Origin of the sequence: Mesorhizobium sp. YIM 152430, from assembly GCF_029210365.1 — a bacterium.
In the GTDB taxonomy this organism is placed as follows: domain Bacteria; phylum Pseudomonadota; class Alphaproteobacteria; order Rhizobiales; family Rhizobiaceae; genus Aliihoeflea.
The window spans coordinates 180,101-197,483 of sequence record NZ_JARGES010000056.1; the positions used below are offsets into that span (position 1 = coordinate 180,101).

Below are 17,383 nucleotides of genomic sequence, written 5' to 3' on the forward strand. Positions count from 1 at the left end.
TTCCTAGTGCGCGACCGCGGCGGCGGCCGCTTCGTCGATGAGGCGCCCGGTGCGGAAGCGTTCGAGGTTGAACGGCGCGTTGATCGGGTGCGGGTTGTCGTTGGCGATGGTGTGCGCGAAGACGTGGCCCGAGCCCGGCGTCGCCTTGAACCCGCCCGTGCCCCAGCCGCAATTCACATAGAGGCCGGGAACCGGCGTCTTGGCGAGGATCGGCGAGCGGTCCGGCGTGACATCGACGATGCCGCCCCATGAGCGCAGCATCTTCATGCGCGTGAACATCGGGAACATCTCGCAGATCGCGTCGAGCGTATGGTTCAGGATGTGGAAGCCGCCGGTCTGCGAATAGGACGTATACTGGTCCGTGCCGGCGCCGATGACGAGCTCGCCCTTGTCGGACTGCGAGATATAGGCGTGGACCGTGTTCGACATGACGACGCAGGGAAAGACCGGTTTGACCGGCTCCGAGACCAGCGCCTGCAACGGATAGGATTCGAGCGGCATCCTGACGTCGGCCATCTGCATGAGGACCGAGGAATGGCCGGCCGCGACCACGCCGACCTTCTTCGCGCCGATGAAGCCGCGATTGGTGTCGACGCCGGTGACGTGGCCGTTGGCCGAGCGGCGGATGCCGGTGACCTCGCAGTTCTGGATGATGTGGACGCCGCGATCGGCGGCCGCGCGGGCATAGCCCCAGGCGACCGCATCGTGCCGCGCCGTGCCGCCGCGCCGCTGAAGCGCGGCGCCCATGACCGGATAGCGGGCCGATTTCGAGATGTTGAGCGGCGGGCAGAAAGCCTGCGCTTCCTCCGGCGTCAGCCATTCATTGTCGACGCCGTTGAGGCGGTTGGCGTGAATATGCCGTTTGAAGACCTGAACGTCGTGGACGTTGTGCGCCAGCATCATGACGCCGCGCGCCGAATACATGACGTTGTAGTTCAAATCCTGCGAAAGCCCGTCCCACAGCTTCACCGCATGGTCGTAGATGCCGGCGCTTTCGTCGTAGAGATAGTTGGAGCGGATGATGGTGGTGTTGCGGCCGGTATTGCCGCCGCCGAGCCAGCCCTTTTCGAGCACCGCGACATTGGTGAGGCCGTGCTCCTTGGCGAGGTAATAGGCCGTCGCCAGCCCGTGCCCGCCGGCGCCGACGATGATGGCGTCGTATTCGGAGCGCGGCTCGGGCGAGGACCATTGCTCCTCCCAGCCCCTGTGGCCGCGAAGCGCCTCGCGGGCGATGGCGAAGACCGAATATTTGCGCATGGGGCTGCTGCCTCGCGACTGTTGGAAAACGGCATCCGGGCAAACCGGAATGGCGAAGCTATGACTAGCGAAAAGCACTGTCTCGCCTTGCGCTGATTGCGACTTCGATTGTTCGTTTGCGCCGCGCATATTTCGCTGCGACGAATTGGCCGGCGGACACGCCGCGCGCCGGCTGGAGAATTCCGCTCGACAAGGGGTGCCGGCGGTGATATGAGCCGCACCGATCCGTGGTGCGCGCGCCACGGGCGCAATTCATTGCGCTTATGAGATTTTGGTTAGGCCCACGGTAACGAACAGGAACGCTCGTGCAGGTACTCGTCCGCGACAACAATGTTGATCAGGCGCTTCGCGCGCTCAAGAAGAAGATGCAGCGCGAAGGTATCTTCCGCGAGATGAAGATGCGCGGCCACTACGAGAAGCCGTCCGAAAAGCGCGCGCGCGAGAAGGCCGAAGCCGTTCGCCGCGCCCGCAAGCTGGCCCGCAAGCGCGCCCAGCGCGAGGGTCTGGTCGGCGGCGGTCGCGCCCCGGCCGTTGCGGCGCGTTGATCCGCCGCTTTTTGGTCCTTTTTGCCGATTTATAAGAGGTGGCGCGAGCAATCGCTGCCACCTTTTTGCATTGTCCGCGTTTGACCCAACGCAGCCTGCTTGCCAAATCCGAACCGGGGGAACCAGCCGATGATTTCGACCGCGCGCCACGCCAAGCGTACCGCAACCGCATTCGCTCTCATCTCCGTGCTGGCGCTTGCCGCCTGCCAGACGGCGCCCGAAACGATGTCGACGGTATCGCCGATGGACGCGGCCCAGGCATCGACGGAGAACATCTCTTCGCTGACCGCCGTTATCGAGCGCTCCCCGCAGGACCCGCAAGCCTATAATGTGCGCGGATCGGCCTATGGCCGCGGCGGGCGCAACGCCGAGGCGCTGGCCGATTTCGACCGCGCGATCCAGCTCAATCCAGGATTCTTCCAAGCCTACAACAATCGCGCGCTGATCCATCGCAACATGGGCAACAGCCAGGCCGCCCTTGCCGACTACAACCAGGCGCTCCAGCTCAACCCGAACTACGATGCCGCCTATATCGGCCGCGGAAATCTCTACCGCCTCGCCGGCAACGACAGCAACGCGTTCCAGGATTTCGAGCGCGCCATCCAGCTCGATACGACCGACCCGCGCGCCTATTACAATCGCGGCCTGCTCTACCAGACCCGCAACCAGCACGATTTCGCGATTTCCGATTTCGCCCAGTCGATCTCGCTGGCCCCGAGCGCGGCCGAACCCTATACGGCGCGTGGCCTGTCCTATCTCGCGATCAACAACGAGGACAATGCGCTGGCCGACTTCAACACGGCGCTCAACCTCGACAAGTCGAATGCGGAAGCCTGGGCCTATCAGGCGGTGATCCTCGAACGCCGCGGCGAAGGCCAGCGCGCCTCGCGCTCCTATGCCGAGGCCGTCCGGCTCGACCCGAGCCTGACTGTCGCCGCCGAGGGCCTGCGCCGCACGCGGCCTTCGTGATCCAGAGCCGAAACAGGCGATTGCCACGGACGCCGCAGGATCGAGCGGCGTCTGCATGTTCGAAAGCCCAAGCCATCGCTTGATCGCGGCAAATCCGGGCCGCTATCTGATCAGCTTCACTGACCGTTCGCCGGCGGTTTCCACCGAAGGGCAACTGATGACGATTCGAATATCGTCATAGTCGCGATCCGTCCATCCCCTGCCGGGAGGTCGGTCTTCAAATCCGTAATACATGTATTTGCCTGGCTGGCAGACGCCCGTAGCGCGCTGTGGCGTGCGCTCTCGTCCTTCCGGAATGATGCCGCCCTGGCTTACGGGCCGGCACTGGGCGCGCGTATTGCAAAGCACCGTTTCGACGATGTCCCAGCCTTGAAAATCATACTCCTCGACACCGGCCGCGACCACCGTGTCGCTGAAGTAATCGTAACGCTCGGCGCGCGGATTGTCCCATTGACCGCGTCGGGTCCTTGAATCGCGCACATTCATGAGACGAAAGCTCATCGCCTGTCCGCCATCGCAGCGCGGCATTTCGTATTCATATGTCGTGCCGGCATTGTCTGCGATCGCCGTCATATGGTGACGCTCGTTGCGAACGGGATCGTAGCAATAAACGTAGATACGGTTGTAATCGGCGGCTTCCGGGTCGAGTTCGGCGACTTCAGGTGCCTTATAGATCATTCGCGGCTCCGCCGCGCGCGCGACTGCCCGGACGTCGAGATCAATCCCTCCCGGAAAGCCCGGCACCGCGGAAAGCAGCGTGACCGGCACGGTGCCTTGGCTGACGACGCGAAAATCGGTAGGCGTTTCCCAACTTCCCGTGACCGTCAAACCGGCAATCCAGTCACCTGATCCATACCGGCCAATCGTGGCGGTGCGTACATAGTCACTGAGGAAGTCCGTGTCGGCGCTCATGCCCATCCGCGCTCCGGCAAGCGCCGCCTGGTCGGTTTCGGCCTGGATGAACGATTTGACGTTGAGGGCACGCGAATAATCGATCGCTATGCCCGCCGCGCCGATCACCGGCACGGCCAATATTGCGAACATCGAAGCGAAATTCCCGCTTCGCTCCTTCCAAAATGTCTTCATTGTGCTGCTCCCGCTTGGCCAATATTGGCAAGCGGGAGCAAATAAAGAGTTCACGCGAACATCGCGATTCTATCTTAACTTGCCGAATGTCTAGAAATTCACGCGCATGAGCGAATGAATTCGGTCTGACGCGTTCCGCCGGGGAGTAACGCGTGAACGGACGTCATCCCGCAAGTCAGAGCAACGCGGAGACTATGCGGGATCTATATCCGTGACCGTCGCATCTTGGTGGAGACGTAACGGAATGGGTTCCGACTCTCATGACGGCTCGCTACCATCGCCGACATAGACCGTGCCGTCCTTCCTGGAGGCCAGCATGTAGTCATGGCCGGCCATCCAGTAATCAATGCGCCATCGCCTTGACGATTTCCTCGGTCATCTTCTTGGCGTCGCCGAGCAGCATCATCGTGCCGTCCTTGTAGAACAGCGTGTTGTCGATGCCGGCATAGCCGGAGCCGAGCGAGCGCTTGACGAAGAGGCATGTGCGGGCCTTGTCGACGTCGAGGATCGGCATTCCGTAGATCGGCGAGGACTTGTCGTCGCGCGCGGACGGGTTTGTGACGTCGTTGGCGCCGATGACATAGGCGACGTCGGCCTGCGCGAATTCCGAGTTGATGTCCTCCAGTTCGAAGACCTCGTCGTAAGGCACGTTCGCTTCGGCCAGAAGCACGTTCATGTGGCCGGGCATACGGCCGGCGACAGGGTGGATCGCGTATCTGACCTCGACGCCGTTCGCCTTGAGCGTGTCGGCCATCTCGCGCAGCGCGTGCTGCGCCTGTGCGACCGCCATGCCGTAGCCGGGCACGATGATGACCTTCTGCGCGTTCATCATCAGATAGGCGGCATCGTCCGCCGAGCCCTGCTTGACCGTGCGCTCGATCCCGTCATCGGCGCCGGCGGCAGCAGTCTCGCCACCGAAGCCGCCGAGAATGACGGAGATGAAGGAGCGGTTCATGCCCTTGCACATGATGTAGGACAGGATCGCGCCCGACGAGCCGACCAGCGCGCCGGTGATGATGAGCGCGAGATTGCCGAGCGTGAAGCCGATGCCCGCCGCGGCCCAGCCCGAATAGGAGTTGAGCATCGAGACGACCACCGGCATGTCCGCGCCGCCGATCGGGATGATGATCAGCACGCCGAGCGCCAGTGCCAGAATGACGATCAGCCAGAAGGCGAGCGTCGACTGCGTCATGACGAGGACGATGACGAGCAGGACGAGCGCGGTTGCGATGCCCGCGTTGATCATGTGGCGCGCGGGCAGCATGATCGGCTTGCCGGACATGCGCCCGTCGAGCTTCAGGAAGGCGATGATCGAGCCGGTGAAGGTGATCGCGCCGATGGCGACGCCGAGCGACATCTCGATCAGCGCCTGGGTGTGGATGTGGCCGACGGTGCCGACGCCGAAGCTCTCCGGCGAATAGATCGCGGCGGCCGCGACGAGCACGGCGGCAAGGCCGACGAGGCTGTGGAAGCCTGCGACGAGCTGCGGCATCGAGGTCATCGGGATGCGCCTGGCGATGACCGCACCGATGCTGCCGCCGATGGCGATGCCGACGACGATCATCAGGAAGCCGCCAAAGGTCGGGCGCGCCAGGAGCAGCGTGGTGACGATGGCGATGCCCATGCCGACCATGCCGTAGAGATTGCCCTGGCGGCTGGTGGTGGGGTGCGACAGGCCGCGCAGCGCCATGATGAACAGGACGCCGGAGACGAGGTAGAGGAAGGAAGCGAAGTTCTCGCTCATCGAATGCGCCTCACTTCTCTTTTTTCTTGTACATGGCGAGCATCCGGTGCGTGACGAGGAAGCCGCCGAAGATGTTCACCGATGCGAGGATGAGGGCGATGAAGCCGAAGCCGGTCGCAAGTCCCGATGCCGAGATGCCGACCGCCAGGAGGGCGCCGACGACGATGACCGACGAGATGGCGTTGGTGACGGCCATCAGCGGCGTATGCAGCGCCGGCGTCACCGACCAGACGACGTAGTAGCCGACGAAGATCGCCAGCACGAAGATGGCGAAGCGGAAGATGAAGGGGTCGATCGCGCCGCCCGTCGCGGCGGCCGCGGCGTGGCCGGCGGCTTCGGCGGTCTCAAGATCGGAGAAGGCGAGCCGCAGCGCGGCAGTCGCCTGTTCGAGCTGCTCGATGGCGCGTTCCATTGCGGTCATTTCCATCACGCATCCCCCTTCTTCGAAGCGGATTTCGGCTTGGGCTCAGGCGCGGGCGCTTCGGCTGGCGCGCTGTCCGCCTTGGCGAAATTCGCGTGGACGATCCTGCCCTCGTGGGTGAGAAGCGTCGCCTTGACCAGTTCCTCGTCCGGCTTGATCGAAAGCGACTTCGTATCCTTGTCGATCAGCGTCTCGAGGAAGGCGAAGAGGTTCTTGGCGTAGAGCAGCGAGGCGGAGGCGGCGACGCGGCCCGCCATGTTGAGGTGGCCGACGATCTTGACGCCGTTGGGGCTGGTGACGACCTCGCCCGCCTTCGCGCCCTCGACATTGCCGCCGCGCTCGACCGCGAGGTCGACGATGACGGAGCCGGGCTTCATCGACGCGACCATTTCTGCCGAGACGAGGCGCGGCGCCGGCCGACCGGGGATCAGCGCGGTGGTGATGACGATGTCCTGCTTGGCGATGTGCTCGGCCGTCAGCGCGGCCTGCTTGGCCTGATATTCCTTCGACATTTCCTTGGCGTAGCCGCCGGCGGTCTCGGCCGCCCTGAACTCCTCGTCCTCGACGGCAAGGAACTTGGCGCCGAGGGAGGCGACCTGTTCCTTGGCGGCGGGGCGCACGTCGGTCGCGGTGACGACGGCGCCCATGCGGCGCGCGGTGGCGATCGCCTGGAGGCCGGCGACGCCGACGCCCATGATGAAGATTTTGGCGGCGGGCACGGTGCCGGCCGCCGTCATCATCATCGGCAATGCCCGGTCATACTCGGCGGCCGCGTCGACGACGGCCTGGTAGCCGGCGAGATTGGCCTGGCTGGACAGGATGTCCATCGACTGCGCGCGCGTGATGCGCGGCATGAATTCCATCGCGAAGGCGGAAATGCCGGCCTTGGCCATGGCGGCGACTGCGGCGTCGTTGCCGTATGGGTCCATCGCGGCGATGACCGCGGCGCCTTTTTTGTAGGATTTGAGCTCGGAATCGTTCGGGCGGCGGACCTTGAGCACGATATCGGCGGCCTGGCCATCACTGGCCGAGCCGATGCGCGCGCCGGCCTTCTCGAACTCGGCGTCGGGGATCCGCGAGGCCGTCCCGGCACCGGTTTCGACGACGACATCAAGGCCCAGCCCCTTCAGCCGCTTGACGGTATCGGGCGAGGCCGCGACGCGCGGCTCCTGCCCTTCGACTTCTCTCGGTACGAAAACGATCTGCGACATTGGCCCCTCCCTGACTGCCGATCCCCAACTCCCGGCGGAACCCTCCGCCGCAGCGACAGTCAGCGCAGAAGAAACGCGCCGAGACCGCAGATGAGCAGGAACAGGATCGTCGAGGAAATGAAGCCGGCTGCTGTGAAGAAGCCGAAGGCCATCGCGATCAGGAGCGCCACGACGGCCAGCGTGCCGTATTTCGTGAATTCGAGAAAGAGCGAATATGTCTTCTCGTGCTCATGATAATCCATCTCCGCGCCCATTTCGAGCGGACCGGAATGATGTTCTTCTGCCATGGAAGGCTCCCTCGCAAATCTGTCGTTCGCTGATAACGAAAAGCGTGATCGAGGGCAATGGCAGGATTGTCGCGGAACCTACCTGACGAGATCGGGGAAAAGACCGATCAGGCCGATGACGATGAGGTAGAGCGCGACGATGTAATTGAGCAGACGCGGCATGATGAGGATGACGACGCCGGCAATGAGCGAGATCAGCGGAGTGAGTGCGAGATCGGGCATGGATGCGGTTCCTGGATGAAAGTCCCTCTGGGCGACGAACTTAGGCGAGAAAGTCTGAACGGCAACCATATGTGGCGTCGGCCCTCACGCCGCGACGCGATATTTGGCCGTCGGCAGGACGGTGAGCGGCGCCAGTTCGTCGGCATCCGGCCGCTGGAACAGGAGGCGACGCTCGGCGAAGGTGGAACGGAAGAACGGATAGCGCGCCACCGTCTTCGCCATGTTCTCCTCGCAGTTCGACTCGTAGAGCATGACCGGCACGGTGAAGGGCGGATAGGGCCGCGCCAGCCCGACCTGCGCGGAGCCGAAAATGCGCTTGTAGAAGGCGACATGCTCGTCGCGGATCAGGCACACGCAGCTCGTCGAATCGAAATAGGTGTTGGCGATGACCGCAAGCCGCAGCGTGAGATAGGGCAACAGCCGGAAGGAGCCGGAGACCGAAGGATCGGCCGTGAACTGACCCGGATTGACGAAGGTCTCGCCAGCGGCGATCCGCGGCTCCAGCATGTCGGAGTAGACCCGCATGACCGGCCCCCAGGGCTCGGCGGCGGTGATGTGGTGAAGGCGGACCGTCGAGACGAGTTCGCCGTCGATGAAGACGCCGAAGCGGTAGCTGTTCGGCGTATCGTCCATCGCATCGCAGATGCGCTCGTTCTCCGCCTCGCCGACGAGGCCATAAGCCTTGTACGCCTTGTAGCGCAGGCGATAGATCGCCTCGAGATCCTCGCCGCTTTCGCAGCGCCTGTATTCCGTCCGTTCCAAAAGCGCCGACACGCTGCGCGCGAACGCCGAACCCTGTCCCTCGCCCGAAACGGACCCGTTATCCGTACCGGCGCGCAGCGCCGCTGCCTGTCCTGTCATGCCGCATTTCCCCGTACCGCCATTAACCGGATGCTAACCCTGTATTGACTGTTCCAGAACCCTGAAACTGCGAACTGGTTCTTTTACCTATGGTTAAGGTTAACGGATTGACTGCCTTGCCGAGTTGAAAATGCCCCGCAGCATGCTTCGCCTCTCGACAAATTCTCACATGCCCCCTAGAGCGATGCTCACGTTTTCTGGGGGATGTGTGAATGAAAGCTACGACGATCGACGCGGTTCTGGAGCGGGGCGGCACCGGGCCGTTCCAGAGGAGGCTTCTGGGCGTCTTCGGACTGGTGTGGACGGCGGACGCGATGCAGGTGCTGGCGGTGGGCTTCACTGCGGCCTCAATCGCGGCGACGTTCGGGCTCACCATCCCGCAGGCGCTCCAGACCGGAACGCTGTTCTTTCTTGGAATGCTGATCGGTGCGGCCGTGTTCGGCCGGCTCGCCGACCGCTTCGGACGCCGACGCATCCTGATCGGAACAGTGGCGATGGACGCGGTGTTCGGCATCGCGTCGGCCTTCGCGCCGGATTTCCAGACCTTGTTGCTCCTGCGCTTCCTGACCGGCCTTGCGGTCGGCGGAACGCTGCCTGTCGACTATGCGATGATGGCCGAGTTCCTGCCGCCCTCGCGGCGCGGGCGCTGGCTGGTGATGCTGGAAGGGTTCTGGGCCGTCGGCACGGTCGCCGTCGCGCTGACCGCATGGGCGGCTGCGTCCGCCGGCGTCGCGGATGCCTGGCGGGTGATCTTCTTCGTCACCGCATTGCCGGCCATCGCCGGCATCTTCCTGCGCTTCTGGATACCCGAATCGCCGATGCACCTGATGCGCCAGGGCAAGGAGCCCGAGGCGCGCGCCGTGATGGACAAGGTGCTCGTCGCCAACGGGAAGGCGCCTCTCGGCGCAACGCCGCTGACGGCGACACCGACCGCGACGAATGTGGGGCTGCTGTCACCCGAGTTGCGCCGGCGCACGATCCTGATGCTGGCCTGCTGGTTCCTCGTCTCGATCTCTTATTACGGCATCTTCGTGTGGATGCCGGCGCGGCTGGCGACGGAGGGCTTCGGCTTCGTGCGCGGCTACGGCTTCCTCGTTCTCGTCGCGCTGGCGCAGATTCCCGGCTACGCGCTCGCCGCCTACGGCGTGGAGAAGTGGGGACGACGCGCGACGCTGACGCGTTTCCTGGTGCTGAGCGCGGCGGGCTGTGCGCTCTTCGTCATCGCCACCACCCCGGCAATGATCGCAGCGGCGCTCCTGATCATGAGCTTCGCTCTGCTCGGCACCTGGGGGGCGCTCTACGCCTTCACGCCGGAACTCTACCCGACCGCCTCGCGGGCGACGGGAATGGGCGCTGCCGGGGCGATGGCACGGCTCGGCGGGCTCCTGGCGCCGTCGGTCGTGGTCTATCTGTTCATCGAGAGCACGGCAGCGGCCATCGGCCTCTTCGCCGGGCTGCTCCTGATCGCGGCGATCGCCGCGCGGTCGATCGACGTCGAGACCCGGAAGGCGGCGCTCGCATGACTGTGGATGAGCGCAACACCAGATGTTGACGCGAACCGCGAAGCACCGTCTATATGCGGTGGTCATGGGTCTTCCGGGCGGGCAATCGCCCGGAAGCTAAGAGGGAAGCCGGTGCGCGAAAATGCAATGCCGGCGCTGCCCCCGCAACTGTAAGCAGCGAGCTTGCGTCGATTGATGCCACTGGCGCCGCCGGCACCGGGAAGGCCGACGAGAGCTGTGACCTGCGAGCCAGGAGACCTGCCCTGACGGCTTGAACGAACCTCGGGCGGGGTGTCCCGGTGGTGCGTGTGCCGCGGGCGTTCGACCTCACCCCGCTATCGCATACGTGCACCCTCCCCCGTCCGCCAGCGCAACGGGGAATTTGATGCACGGTACTTCCACACGACCGTCCGGTGAAGCCGTTCCGGCTTCGCATTTCATCGCGGGGACCGACGAGATCGGCCATCGCGTCATCCGGCGAAATGGCGCGCTGACGCCGTTCGACCCGAAAAAGATCGCGGTCGCGCTGACCAAGGCGTTTCTCGCCGTCGAGGGAGCGAGCGCGGCCGGTTCGCGCCGAGTCCACGATGCGGTCGAGGATTTGACCGCCCAGGTGACGTCGGCGCTCGCGCGGCGGGGCGGCGAATCCAGCATCGTCCATATCGAGGACATCCAGGACCAGGTCGAACTGGCGCTGATGCGCGGCGAGCATCACAGAATCGCACGCGCCTATGTGCTTTATCGCGAGGAACGGACGCGCGAGCGGCTGGCAGCCGAGCCGAAGACGCAAAGCGTCCCGACGCTGCGCGTCACCGGAGCGGACGGCGTGCTCGCACCACTCGACGAGGCGCGGCTGACCGCGCTCGTCCATGAGGCGTGCGCAGGGCTGGACGCGGTTTCGCCCGAGCCGATCCAGACCGAGACGCGGCGCAATCTCTACGACGGCATCACCCTAGACGAACTCTCGCTGGCGCCGATCCTCGCCGCGCGGGCCCTGGTCGAGACCGACCCGAACTATAGCTTTGTCTCCGCGCGGCTGCTGCTCGACCGGCTGCGGCGCGAGGCGCTGAGCTTCGTTGCCGGACGGCCAGATGCGGCGACGCAGGCGGAGATGGGGGAACGCTATGCGGAGTATTTTCCGAACTTCATCGGGGCGGGCATCGATGCGGGGCTGATCGATCCCGAGCTTGCCCGCTTCGACCTTGCACGGCTGGGCGCCGCGCTTAAGCCGGAGCGAGATCTGAGCTTCCAGTATCTCGGCCTACAGACGCTCTACGACCGCTACTTCCTGCATACCAAGGGCAAGCGGTTCGAGTTGCCGCAGGCGTTTTTCATGCGCGTGGCGATGGGGCTGGCTCTCCGCGAGATCGACCGCGAGGCGCGGGCGATCGAATTCTACGACCTCCTGTCGTCGTTCGACTTCATGGCCTCGACGCCGACCTTGTTCAATGCGGGCACGACGCGGCCGCAATTGTCCTCCTGCTTCCTGACGACCATCGGCGACGATCTCGATGCGATCTTCAAAGGCGTGAAGGACAATGCGCTGCTGGCCAAATATTCGGGCGGGCTCGGCAACGACTGGACGCCCGTGCGCGGCCTCGGCGCACACATCAAGGGCACGAATGGCGAGAGCCAGGGCGTGGTGCCGTTCCTGAAGGTTGCGAACGACACGGCGATCGCCGTCAACCAGGGCGGCAAGCGCAAGGGCGCAGTCTGCGCCTATCTGGAAACCTGGCATGTCGACATCGAGGAGTTTCTCGACCTGCGCAAGAACACCGGCGACGACCGGCGTCGCGCGCATGACATGAACACGGCCAACTGGGTGCCAGACCTGTTCATGCAGCGCGTGGAGGCGGATGGCGAATGGACGCTGTTCTCGCCCGACGAGGTGCCGGATCTGCACGACCTTTACGGCGCGCCGTTCAAGGCGGCCTACGAGGCGCATGAAGCGCGGGCGGCGGCGGGCGAGATCGCGGTGTTCCGCAAGGTGCGCGCGGTCGATCTCTGGCGGCGGATGCTGACCATGCTGTTCGAGACCGGCCATCCGTGGATCACCTTCAAGGACCCCTGCAACATCCGCTCGCCGCAGGGTCATGCCGGCGTCGTGCATTCGTCGAATCTATGCACCGAAATCACGCTCAACACGTCGAAGGACGAGGTCGCGGTCTGCAATCTGGGTTCGGTAAATCTTGCCAATCACGTGAGCGAGGGGGGCCTCGAAATGGCACGGCTGGCGCGCACGGTGAAGACAGCGATGCGGATGCTCGACAATGTCGTCGACATCAATTTCTATACGATCCCCGAGGCGCGTAAGTCGAACCTTCGCCATCGCCCGGTCGGACTCGGGCTGATGGGATTCCAGGATGCGTTGCAGGCCCTGCGCATTCCCTATGCCTCGGCGGAAGCGGCGGATTTCGCAGACCGGTCGATGGAGGCGATCAGCTACCACGCGATTTCGGCGTCGGCCGATCTGGCGGCCGAACGGGGGCGCTATCCGAGCTTCGATGGCTCGCTCTGGTCGAAGGGGATTTTGCCGATCGATTCGATCCGTCTGCTGGAAGACGCGCGACCGGGCGTGGAGATGGACAGCGGCAAAACGCTCGACTGGAACGCGCTGCGCGAACGCGTGACGACCGTCGGGATGCGCAATTCCAACACGATGGCGATCGCGCCGACGGCGACGATCTCCAACATCTGCGGCGTGTCGCAATCGATCGAGCCGGCCTACCAGAACCTGTTCGTCAAATCGAACATGTCGGGCGATTTCACCGTCGTGAACGCGGCGCTGGTGCGCGATCTGAAGGCGCGCGGGCTGTGGGACGAGGTGATGATCTCGGACCTGAAATATTTCGATGGTTCGGTCGGGCAGATCGACCGCATTCCCGATGATCTGAAGGCGCTTTACGCGACTGCTTTCGAGATCGATTCCGGCTGGCTGATCGAGGCAGCGTCGCGGCGGCAGAAATGGATCGACCAGGCGCAGTCGCTCAATCTCTACATGGCCAACCCGTCCGGCAAGGCGCTCGACGCGCTCTACCGGCTGGCGTGGCGGAAGGGCTTGAAGACGACCTACTATCTGCGCGCGCGCTCCGCGACCCACGTCGAAAAATCGACGCTGAAGGGCACGGACGGGAAGCTCAATGCCGTATCGGCGGCGCCGATCGTGATCGATCCGGGCGCGGCGTGGGGCAAGGCTTGCACGGTGGACGATCCCGAGTGTGAGGCGTGTCAGTAGCGCCTCCGCTCGACGTTCCCTCAGCAAACAGATCTCAGGATTTCCCAATGCTCAACCTATCCACCCCCCTCCCCGCCTCCGACGCGACCGGCCTCGGCGCCATCGAGCGCGGTGGCGCGCGGGTCGCCATCGACGACAAGCGCATGATCAACGCCCGCGCCGACGTGAACCAGCTTCTGCCGCTCAAATATCGCTGGGCGTGGGAGAAATATCTTGCCGGCTGCAACAATCACTGGATGCCGACCGAGGTGTCGATGCAGGCCGACATCGCGCTGTGGAAATCGAAGGACGGTCTGACCGAGGACGAGCGGCGCATGATCAAGCGCAATCTCGGCTTCTTCGCCGCCTCGGAATCGCTTGTCGCGAACAACATCGTGCTCGCCATCTACCGGCATCTGACGAACCCGGAATGCCGGCAATATCTCCTGCGTCAGGCCTTCGAGGAGGCGATCCACACGCATACGTTCCAGTACATCGTGGAGAGCCTGTCGCTCGACGAGGGCGAACTCTTCAACATGTATCGCGAGGTGCCGTCGATCACCGACAAGGCGGCGTGGGCGCTCAAGCATACGCAGAATCTCGACAATCCCGACTTCAAGACCGGCACGCCGGAGACGGACACGGATTTCCTGCGCGACCTGGTGGCGTTCTACGTCATCTTCGAAGGCATGTGGTTCTATACCGGCTTCGCGCAGATTCTGTCGCTCGGGCGGCGCAACAAGATGGTCGGCATCGCCGAGCAGTATCAGTACATCCTGCGCGACGAGAGCATCCACCTGAATTTCGGCATCGACGTCATAAACCAGATCCGGCACGAGAACCCGCATCTGTGGACGGCGGCGTTCCAGGAGGAAATCCGCGGCATGATTGCCGATGCGGCCGGACTCGAGGCCGCCTATGGCCGCGATACGATGCCGCGCGGGTTTCTCGGGCTGAATGCGGCACTGTGCGAGCAATATATGCGCTTCATCACCAACCGGCGCTGCGCGCAGCTCGGGCTTGCGCCCGTCTTCGCCGAAACGGAAAATCCGTTTCCCTGGATGTCGGAAGCGATGGATCTGAAGAAGGAGAAGAACTTCTTCGAGACGCGCGTCATCGAATACCAGAGCGGCGGGGCGCTTGCCTGGGACTGAGCGTCAGTCCGCGCGAAGGCTCTTGCGGTACTCGCCCGGCGCCAGGCCGAACCGGCTCTTGAACAGGCGGGTGAAATGGGCGAGGTCGCCGAAGCCGCGCGCAAAGCAGATTTCGCCGATCGAGGCGTGCGGGCCGGCCGATTGAAGGTCCTCGCGCACCGCTTCGAGCCGCATGTCGCGCACCCACTGGCCGAGCGTCTGGTTGGTGTCGCGGAAGATTTCGTGGAGATAGCGCACGGAAATGCCGCAGCGCCGCGCGATCAGCTCGGGATCGAGGTCGCGGCGATGGAGATTGGCGCGCACGAAGGTTTCGACGCGCGACAGATGCGCGGCGCGCACGCTCGACTGGCCGGAGGTCAGCGTGCGCTCGTCGGCGCGGATCGACAGCGCGAGGAGGTCGACGAGCTGCTGGCCGACCGCATCGCGCGCCTCCACGCTCATCGAGCCGATCTGCGCCGGGATCTGGTGCAGCATGGCAACGAAGAGGCCGGAGACGCCCTCCGAGCCGTTGAACTGCATCCCGTAGAAGCGCTCGGGCGCGCGGATGCGGCCGCGCAGCGCGGCGGCGTCGACCTTCATCACCCAGAGGTCCGAGCGCTCGCCATAGCTGAACTCGTATGGCTCGTGGCCGCATTCGATGATGTAGCCGCCCGGCGCGCAGGTGACGTCGCGCCCGGCTTGCGAAAAATGAACCGGCGCGCGGACGGGGATGGTGATCAGGAGCTGTTCGTCGCTTTCGCCGCGCAGATGGCGCGGAAGCCGGTGATAGGCGAGCGCCTCTGAGCGCAGGCGCGACAGCGACACGCCGCCCAGCGTCCATTTCGCCAGATGGCCGGTGAACCGCTCGGGATCGCGGAATTTCAGGTCGAGCGGGAAATAGGCATTGGCGATCGCCTGATGCCAGTGGGCGCTGCGGCTGGCGGGATCGACCCCGCGTGTCGTGATGACGTCCATCTGCGTTCTCTCCCGACCTGACCTTATGGCAGGCCGCGCCGCCTGACAAACGCTCACGCGCCGGGTTGCGCTGACGGTCAAGAAATCGCGCACTCCGCGTCAAAGACGGCGGCGCTCAGGCAGGCATAGGCTTTCCGAAAACGAGGGAACATCGGCGCGGCGCATGACCGGGCCGGAAAGCGAGGACCAATGGACCGGACAGAAGCGACGCGCACCGTCGACCCGATCACCCTGTCGGTGGTGCGGGGAATTCTCGAAACGACGCAACGCGAAATGACGCTGTCGCTGGAAAAGACCGCGCGCTCAAGCGTCTTCAACCTGGCGCACGACTATTCGACCGCGCTCTTCAACGCCGAGCCGGAAATGATCCTGCAAGGCCAGGACATCCCGATCCATCTCGGTTCGCTGATCCCGGCGATGAAGGTGGTCGCAGGCTATTTCGAGGGCGACATCAACGAGGGCGACCTGATCCTTCACAACGACCCGGCCTATGGCGGCAGCCACGCCATCGACGTGTGCATTTACAAGCCCGTCTTCTACCATGGCGAACTGGTCTACTGGACGGTCTGCAAGGGCCATCTGACCGATATCGGCGGGCCGGTGCCGGCCGGCTACAACCCCGACGCCAAGGAAATCTACGCCGAGTGCCTGCGGATTCCGCCGGTCAAGATCTGGGACCGGGGCAAGCCGCGCAGGGATGTGCTCAACATGATCCTGACCAACATGCGCGCAAGACGCGACCAAGAGGGCGACTTCAACGCGCTGATCGGTGCCTGCCAGGTCGGCGAGCGGGCGCTGATCCGGATGCTCGACAAATATGCAAAGGAAGAGGTGGACGCCTGCATCGGCGAACTCCTGAACATGGCCGAGCGCCAGATGCGCAGCCTGATCGCCGAAGTGCCGGACGGCACCTATGAGGGCGTCGCGGTGCTGGAGGATGCGGGCCACGGCTTCGGCGATTTCGACATCAAGGCCACCGTGACGATCGAGGGCGACGATTGCCGGATCGCGATCTCCAGCCCGCCGCAGGTGCCCTATTTCATCAATTCCTACGAGGGCAATTCCTATTCGGGCGTCTATCTCGGCCTGATGATGTTCGCGCAGCTTCCCCCGCCCTACAATGAAGGGCTCTATCGCTGCGTGTCGGTCGACATGGGACCCAAGGGGACACTGTGCAACGCCAGGGAACCGGCGCCGCACATGAACTGCACGACGACACCGATGGAGACGTTGACGGACGCGGTGCGCCTCGCCTTCGAAAAGGCGATGCCCTCCAAGGTCGCTGCGTCCTGGGGTCACGCCAACGGGCTCAACATCGCCGGCTGGGACAAGCGCCACGACGAAGAATATGTGACGATGGTGCTCGCCACCATCATTTCCGGCGCGGGCGCGACGCCGCAGCAGGACGGCTGGCACGCCTGCGGGCCCGAATGCTGCTTCGGCGCGCTGACCTCGGGCGACATCGAGCTTCTGGAGCATTCCTACCCGATCATCATCCACAAATATTCGCTGATGACGGATTCGGGCGGCGCGGGGCTGCATCGCGGCGGCTCGGGCACGGCCTGGGAGGTGGAGCCGCTGGACGGCGACATGACCTTCATCATGTTCGGCGAAGGCCGGCGCATTCCCGCGCTCGGCGCGGCGGGCGCGACATCGACCATGATCGACACCAAGGTCGGCCGGCTGGAACTGAAGCGCGACGGAAACACCGAGACGATCCGCAACAACACGATCGGCGTCATCAAGCCCGGCGAGACGGTGACCAACATGAACCCCGGCGGCGGCGGCTATGGCGACCCGAAGAAACGGCCAGTCGACAAGGTGGTGCAGGACGTGAAGCTCGGCCTCGTGTCGATAAAGGGCGCGCGTGAGGATTACGGCGTCGTCATCGCGGATGCGGAAACGCTGAAGGTCGACCTCGACGCCACCCGCAAATTGCGCGCCGCCTGAAGTGGG

15 protein-coding genes and 1 riboswitch are annotated in these 17,383 nt (G+C 64.3%); of the genes, 6 read left to right on the forward strand and 9 right to left on the reverse strand.

Going from position 1 to position 17,383, the window contains the following annotated elements; genetic code table 11:
- Positions 1–3: 3 nt before the first annotated feature.
- On the reverse strand, positions 4–1,257 hold the full coding sequence (locus PZ895_RS18525; protein ID WP_275840461.1) for a sarcosine oxidase subunit beta: 1,254 nt from the start codon (positions 1,255–1,257) through the stop codon (positions 4–6).
- A gap of 305 nt (positions 1,258–1,562) precedes the next feature.
- On the opposite strand from PZ895_RS18525, the gene rpsU reads away from it, so the two are divergent.
- Both rpsU and PZ895_RS18535 read left to right on the forward strand, forming a co-directional pair.
- Positions 1,563–1,802, forward strand: coding sequence for a 30S ribosomal protein S21 (gene rpsU / locus PZ895_RS18530; RefSeq protein ID WP_024587796.1), 240 nt, complete (start codon positions 1,563–1,565; stop codon positions 1,800–1,802).
- Positions 1,803–1,931: 129 nt separating this feature from the next.
- The gene (locus PZ895_RS18535) at positions 1,932–2,771 is read left to right on the forward strand and encodes a tetratricopeptide repeat protein (protein ID WP_275840462.1); all 840 of its coding nucleotides are present in this window, start codon (positions 1,932–1,934) and stop codon (positions 2,769–2,771) included.
- Positions 2,772–2,873: 102 nt separating this feature from the next.
- On the opposite strand, the gene PZ895_RS18540 is transcribed toward PZ895_RS18535, so the two are convergent.
- The 7 genes from PZ895_RS18540 to PZ895_RS18570 form a co-directional block, all read right to left on the reverse strand.
- On the reverse strand, positions 2,874–3,857 hold the full coding sequence (locus PZ895_RS18540; RefSeq protein ID WP_275840602.1) for a TadE/TadG family type IV pilus assembly protein: 984 nt from the start codon (positions 3,855–3,857) through the stop codon (positions 2,874–2,876).
- A gap of 343 nt (positions 3,858–4,200) precedes the next feature.
- Positions 4,201–5,601, reverse strand: coding sequence for an NAD(P)(+) transhydrogenase (Re/Si-specific) subunit beta (locus tag PZ895_RS18545; RefSeq protein WP_275840463.1), 1,401 nt, complete (start codon positions 5,599–5,601; stop codon positions 4,201–4,203).
- 10 nt (positions 5,602–5,611) lie between these two features.
- Complete coding sequence (locus PZ895_RS18550) at positions 5,612–6,028, reverse strand: proton-translocating transhydrogenase family protein (protein ID WP_275840464.1); 417 nt, start codon at positions 6,026–6,028, stop codon at positions 5,612–5,614.
- Entirely contained in the window at positions 6,028–7,233 is a 1,206-nt protein-coding gene (locus tag PZ895_RS18555; RefSeq protein ID WP_275840465.1) for a Re/Si-specific NAD(P)(+) transhydrogenase subunit alpha, read from the reverse strand. The genes PZ895_RS18550 and PZ895_RS18555 overlap by 1 nt, the downstream gene beginning before the upstream one ends.
- A 59-nt stretch (positions 7,234–7,292) precedes the next feature.
- The gene (locus PZ895_RS18560; protein WP_275840466.1) at positions 7,293–7,520 is read right to left on the reverse strand and encodes an aa3-type cytochrome c oxidase subunit IV; all 228 of its coding nucleotides are present in this window, start codon (positions 7,518–7,520) and stop codon (positions 7,293–7,295) included.
- A 78-nt stretch (positions 7,521–7,598) separates the two neighbouring features.
- On the reverse strand, positions 7,599–7,742 hold the full coding sequence (locus PZ895_RS18565) for a DUF3096 domain-containing protein (RefSeq protein WP_275840467.1): 144 nt from the start codon (positions 7,740–7,742) through the stop codon (positions 7,599–7,601).
- An 84-nt stretch (positions 7,743–7,826) separates the two neighbouring features.
- A complete protein-coding gene (locus PZ895_RS18570) occupies positions 7,827–8,603 on the reverse strand; it encodes a hypothetical protein (protein ID WP_275840468.1) in 777 nt (258 codons plus the stop codon).
- 212 nt (positions 8,604–8,815) lie between these two features.
- Between PZ895_RS18570 and PZ895_RS18575 the strand changes: the two genes are divergently transcribed.
- The 3 genes from PZ895_RS18575 (at position 8,816) to PZ895_RS18585 (ending at position 14,473) form a co-directional block, all read left to right on the forward strand.
- The gene (locus PZ895_RS18575) at positions 8,816–10,126 is read left to right on the forward strand and encodes an MFS transporter (RefSeq protein WP_275840469.1); all 1,311 of its coding nucleotides are present in this window, start codon (positions 8,816–8,818) and stop codon (positions 10,124–10,126) included.
- Positions 10,127–10,175: 49 nt separating this feature from the next.
- Positions 10,176–10,386: riboswitch (cobalamin riboswitch) on the forward strand.
- A gap of 104 nt (positions 10,387–10,490) precedes the next feature.
- The gene (locus PZ895_RS18580) at positions 10,491–13,340 is read left to right on the forward strand and encodes a ribonucleoside-diphosphate reductase subunit alpha (RefSeq protein ID WP_275840470.1); all 2,850 of its coding nucleotides are present in this window, start codon (positions 10,491–10,493) and stop codon (positions 13,338–13,340) included.
- Positions 13,341–13,387: 47 nt separating this feature from the next.
- Positions 13,388–14,473: a ribonucleotide-diphosphate reductase subunit beta gene (locus PZ895_RS18585; protein ID WP_275840471.1), complete on the forward strand. Its 1,086-nt coding sequence runs from the start codon at positions 13,388–13,390 to the stop codon at positions 14,471–14,473.
- 3 nt (positions 14,474–14,476) lie between these two features.
- Here the strand turns inward: PZ895_RS18585 and PZ895_RS18590 are convergent, their stop codons facing one another.
- On the reverse strand, positions 14,477–15,427 hold the full coding sequence (locus tag PZ895_RS18590) for a helix-turn-helix domain-containing protein (RefSeq protein WP_275840472.1): 951 nt from the start codon (positions 15,425–15,427) through the stop codon (positions 14,477–14,479).
- A gap of 189 nt (positions 15,428–15,616) precedes the next feature.
- On the opposite strand from PZ895_RS18590, the gene PZ895_RS18595 reads away from it, so the two are divergent.
- Positions 15,617–17,377, forward strand: coding sequence for a hydantoinase B/oxoprolinase family protein (locus PZ895_RS18595; RefSeq protein WP_275840473.1), 1,761 nt, complete (start codon positions 15,617–15,619; stop codon positions 17,375–17,377).
- The last annotated feature ends 6 nt before the right edge of the window (positions 17,378–17,383 follow it).

Coding starts and splice junctions, on each gene's coding strand:
- PZ895_RS18555 (WP_275840465.1), bottom strand. CDS start 7,233: ATGTCGCAGATCGTTTTCGTACCGAGAGAAGTCGAAGGGCAGGAGCCG.
- PZ895_RS18560 (WP_275840466.1), bottom strand. CDS start 7,520: ATGGCAGAAGAACATCATTCCGGTCCGCTCGAAATGGGCGCGGAGATG.
- PZ895_RS18590 (WP_275840472.1), bottom strand. CDS start 15,427: ATGGACGTCATCACGACACGCGGGGTCGATCCCGCCAGCCGCAGCGCC.
- PZ895_RS18575 (WP_275840469.1), top strand. CDS start 8,816: ATGAAAGCTACGACGATCGACGCGGTTCTGGAGCGGGGCGGCACCGGG.
- PZ895_RS18585 (WP_275840471.1), top strand. CDS start 13,388: ATGCTCAACCTATCCACCCCCCTCCCCGCCTCCGACGCGACCGGCCTC.
- PZ895_RS18580 (WP_275840470.1), top strand. CDS start 10,491: ATGCACGGTACTTCCACACGACCGTCCGGTGAAGCCGTTCCGGCTTCG.
- PZ895_RS18540 (WP_275840602.1), bottom strand. CDS start 3,857: ATGAAGACATTTTGGAAGGAGCGAAGCGGGAATTTCGCTTCGATGTTC.
- PZ895_RS18570 (WP_275840468.1), bottom strand. CDS start 8,603: ATGACAGGACAGGCAGCGGCGCTGCGCGCCGGTACGGATAACGGGTCC.
- PZ895_RS18535 (WP_275840462.1), top strand. CDS start 1,932: ATGATTTCGACCGCGCGCCACGCCAAGCGTACCGCAACCGCATTCGCT.
- PZ895_RS18595 (WP_275840473.1), top strand. CDS start 15,617: ATGGACCGGACAGAAGCGACGCGCACCGTCGACCCGATCACCCTGTCG.
- PZ895_RS18550 (WP_275840464.1), bottom strand. CDS start 6,028: ATGGAAATGACCGCAATGGAACGCGCCATCGAGCAGCTCGAACAGGCG.
- PZ895_RS18525 (WP_275840461.1), bottom strand. CDS start 1,257: ATGCGCAAATATTCGGTCTTCGCCATCGCCCGCGAGGCGCTTCGCGGC.
- PZ895_RS18545 (WP_275840463.1), bottom strand. CDS start 5,601: ATGAGCGAGAACTTCGCTTCCTTCCTCTACCTCGTCTCCGGCGTCCTG.
- PZ895_RS18565 (WP_275840467.1), bottom strand. CDS start 7,742: ATGCCCGATCTCGCACTCACTCCGCTGATCTCGCTCATTGCCGGCGTC.